The organism is Myxococcus vastator, from assembly GCF_010894475.1.
Classification (GTDB): domain Bacteria; phylum Myxococcota; class Myxococcia; order Myxococcales; family Myxococcaceae; genus Myxococcus; species Myxococcus vastator.
The window spans coordinates 1-3745 of sequence record NZ_JAAIYB010000623.1 but is presented as its reverse complement, the minus strand read 5'-3'; the positions used below and the strand labels follow the sequence as shown (position 1 = coordinate 3745).

Genomic DNA, 3745 nt, shown 5'->3' with positions numbered 1-3745 from the left:
CCCCACGCCCTTCCCCGCGCTGGCGGGGGGGGATGACGGCTTCCACTTCGCGCCCGAAGTCGAGCCGGTGGAGCTGACGTGGCACCTGCTCAATACGGGCGGGCGGGTGCGCGCCGGAAAGCTGGAGCTCTTCACGCGCTACCGCAAGGCGCCGCTGTGGTCGCGTGAGCTGGGCGCCGAGGAGCTGCTCCAAGGCGAGCACCGGTGGAAATGGGATGGCCGCGTGCCCGAGTCGGAGACCTTTCCAGATGGCGTCGTCACGGTGGAGCACTCGCCCTACAAGCTGAAGCTGACGCTCCAGGGCAGCGGACTGGCGCAGGCGCCCGTGGCGTGGACGTTCTTCCACGTCCTGGTGGCGGGCGTTGACCTGGAGCTGGGCGAGCCTCGGGTGCTCTCGCGACCACGCGACCGCGAGCTGACCCAAACGTTGAAGCGGCTCCCCGCGCCCGGAGAGAAGGCTGAACTCCGGCTGGTGGGGAACGTCTTCAAGACGAAGCCATCGGAGATGTTCGACGACACCGACCACCAACTGCACCGGAAGCACTGGGGCGGCGGACCGGAGCTTCCGCTGTTCGCCCGGGCGTGGCTGAAGGACTCGCGCGGCAACCGGGTGGATGCCCCCAAGGCCCTGGGCCGCGTGCGCTTCCTCTGGGACTGGGAGGACGAAACGGAGGCGCTCGAACACCATGCCCCCACGGCCCGTGCCTTCCTCAGACATGCGCTGGACCGGCACTGTTCGACGTCACGACCCAAGGGCGACAACGCGCACCGGGACGTGGGCGGCAAGCGCGGCGCGCCGTCCTCGGCGGTGTTCCCCAGGCAGGCCGGCTACGCGCCCCAGGCCGAGCCCCGTGACGGCGCCTTCCCCTTCCGCGTCACGCCCTGCAACAAGCGCGGCTGGGCGGCCTACAGCCAGGCCTGGACCACGGGCGCCTTCGCGGGTCGCACCGGCGTGGTGTTCCAGCCCTCCAGCATCGCGGGAGACGCCTGGCGCGTCACGGTGCAGCTCGCCTATGACCGCCGCAGGGACGGCGGCGTGGTGCTGGACGTGGACGAGGATGGCCCGCTGCCCGCCGCCGTGCGCGCCTCCACCGGCGTCTTCGAGTCGTGGCGTGAGGTCCACCTCTCCCGCCTCTTGCGCAAGGACGCGGGCGCCTCCGGACTCTCACTCTCCACCGTGCAGGGCCACTTCGAGCAGGCCTTCCTGCGCCTGGAGGACCGCACGGGCGGGGGCTCGGGATGGAGCGCCGAGGACTACAACGCGCGCATCGCCGCGGCCGTGGCGGAGTCCCGGCACTGGGAGCTCCGGGCGGCCATCGACCCCGCGGTGGACCAGTACGCGGCGGGCGGCCACGCCGTCACCTTCCGCACCCACGCGGAGTTCCTGGCCGAGGTGCGGCGCGTGAAGCGCTGCGGCGATACGGACCTCCCCCGGTGGCTGGCGCCCACGCGAGAGCGCAAGGTGCCCCTGCTGGAGGCGCGCGAGTACCACCGGCAGTGCAAGGACTGGGCAAAGGCGCTGCTCACACGGGCGCTGGACTCGGCGCTGGGGACGGCCGCGGGCATCGCGCTGTTTCAATTCTCCGGGCTCTACAACCTGGAGACGACGGTCGGCGGCATTCGCGTCAACGGGTTCGCGTCGGAGTTCCCCTCGCGGAAGCGGGACCGCTGCGCCGTCATCCAATGCGCCGCGCCGGGCAACTACCGAAACACCGTCAACACGCTGGAGCAGACGCTGGCGCATGAAATCGGGCACCAGCTCTTCCTGCCGCATGCCCCCTTCCCCACGCACCGCGAGATTGGCGGCGCCCAGGCGAAGCGCCACGACCTCAACGGGAAGGACTGCCTGATGGGCTATGACTTCGCGACGGAGCGGCGCTTCTGTGGGCTCTGTCTTCTGCGCCTGCGGGGATGGAACACCCGCGCCCTGGACCGCGACGGTGCCCGGAACGCGCGACCATGAGCGCCTCCATCCGCTCCGGGCCCTGGCTGCTCGTGCTGACCCTGTCGGCGGCGAGCCCCTCCCCCACGCCATCCCAAGTCAAGACGACACCATCTCCACCCTCTGGAGGTGCGCCCATGCGCATCCAGCTCAGATTGTCCAAGGCGCAGCTCGTCACTTCAGAAGACCTGGACGTGCGCATCGCTCTGTCCAACGAGAGCGCCACGCCCCTGGAGTTTCCCGACCCCTTCCGGCACTCCGACCAATCCCTGACATACACCGTCACGGGCCCCGAGTACCCGACGGGCCATGCCGTCAATCACTACACTGTCATCGAGCGTGAAGGGACGCAGCCGCTCGGTGGCGTCGTCGCGCCCCAGGTCCGGCTGGGTTCGGGGCGCGTGCTCGAGTCCGTCGTGCCACTCCAGGAATGGGTGCCCATCCGCCAGCCCGGCCGTTACCGGCTGACCGCGAGACTCCAGGCCGCGGGTATCGACACGGTGTCCGCGCCGGTGGAGTTCGACGTCGTGACAGGACGGCCAGGCTCGGCGTCGGCGGGAGTGATGATGGGTGGAGGGCCGTACTCCGGGGTTGGCACCGTGTGGCTCCAGTACCTGGAGGGGGAGACCCTGCTGATGCAAGCCGTCTTCGTGGACGAGACGGACGAGGACGGACGCGGCGTCACCCGGCGGACGTCAAAGGTACTGGGGGCGGTGGCGCCAGGTGCTACCGAGCCGCTGGCCCCGTGGACCAACGACGCGCCGGGCGGTGAGGCCGTGAGCTGGGTCCTTTGGCGCCAGGGCGCGTCGATTCTCGCCCTGGCGCCGCCCGCGACGACCGCGGCGCCCTTCCGCTTCGACCTGGAGGCGCCGCCTGAGCGGCTCGTCCGTCCGCCCCTGGAGACACATGCCGGAGAGCTCTTCGTCCCCATCGTGGACGCTGGGGGCAGAGGGCTTCGGCTTCTCCGATTCCAGTCGAGCATGGACGCGCCCCAGGTCACACCCGGGAAGGAGGTGGGGCAGGTGCGGCTTCCCTCCGTGCCCCTGGCGGCTCGCGCCACGCTGCAGCCCGGGGCCGTGGGCAATGGCATCAGCATCGTGCTCGTGAGCGCAGCCGCGGGAGGGCTGGAGGTCCAGCACGTGCGAGCCACAGGCGCCGGGCGCCTGAGCCGCGCGGCGGGCACGCTCCTCCGTGGGCTGAGCGCGCTTCCTGATTCCGAGCCAGGTGTCTGGATTGATGATGGGGGGCACGTCCATGCGGCGCTGGTGGCGGCGTCGCTGAAGAATCCTCGGCAGCCCATGCTGGCGGAAGTCCGCTTCCGCTCCGACGGCAGGCTCGCGGCGCCCCCGCGCATGACGCCGCTGCCCGAGCTCCCCACGAAGGCGCGCGCCGCGGTGGCGCGACACTGCCACCACCCCGACTCCAACAGGGCGGGCGACGTGCGCTGGGCCATTCTCCTGGAAGACGGCAGGTTGATGCATTCGGGGCAGCGAGGTCCACCCGCGTCACCGAAGCACCCAGTGGCGGGTCCACTGGAGTTGATTGAAATGCTCCAGGGTACGTTCATCCTCACCACGGACCCCATCTGGGGTCCTGTGTTTGAATGGCTTTAGGACGCAGGGTGATTCCCGACCTGCTTTCACTCCTGACGACAGCCCCTGAGGGCGGTCCGTCAGGAACGTGACACTGCAGCCCGCGTCCTTTCCTTCATCAATCAATTATAGACCCCGCGGGGCCCGGCCTGACTTGCCAGCTCCGCGAAATTGTCTATCATTACCATCCCCCGCCTCAACGACTGACGCC

General features: G+C 70.0%; 2 protein-coding genes. Both read left to right on the top strand.

Annotation, left to right across the window (positions count from 1 at the left end):
* Positions 1-1963 (top strand): hypothetical protein (locus G4D87_RS35050; RefSeq protein WP_163787039.1); only part of this gene is annotated, 1963 nt, incomplete at its 5' end.
* A 116-nt stretch (positions 1964-2079) separates the two neighbouring features.
* Positions 2080-3555, top strand: a complete 1476-nt coding sequence (locus tag G4D87_RS35045) for a hypothetical protein (protein WP_240358858.1) — start codon at positions 2080-2082, stop codon at positions 3553-3555.
* Positions 3556-3745 lie beyond the last annotated feature (190 nt).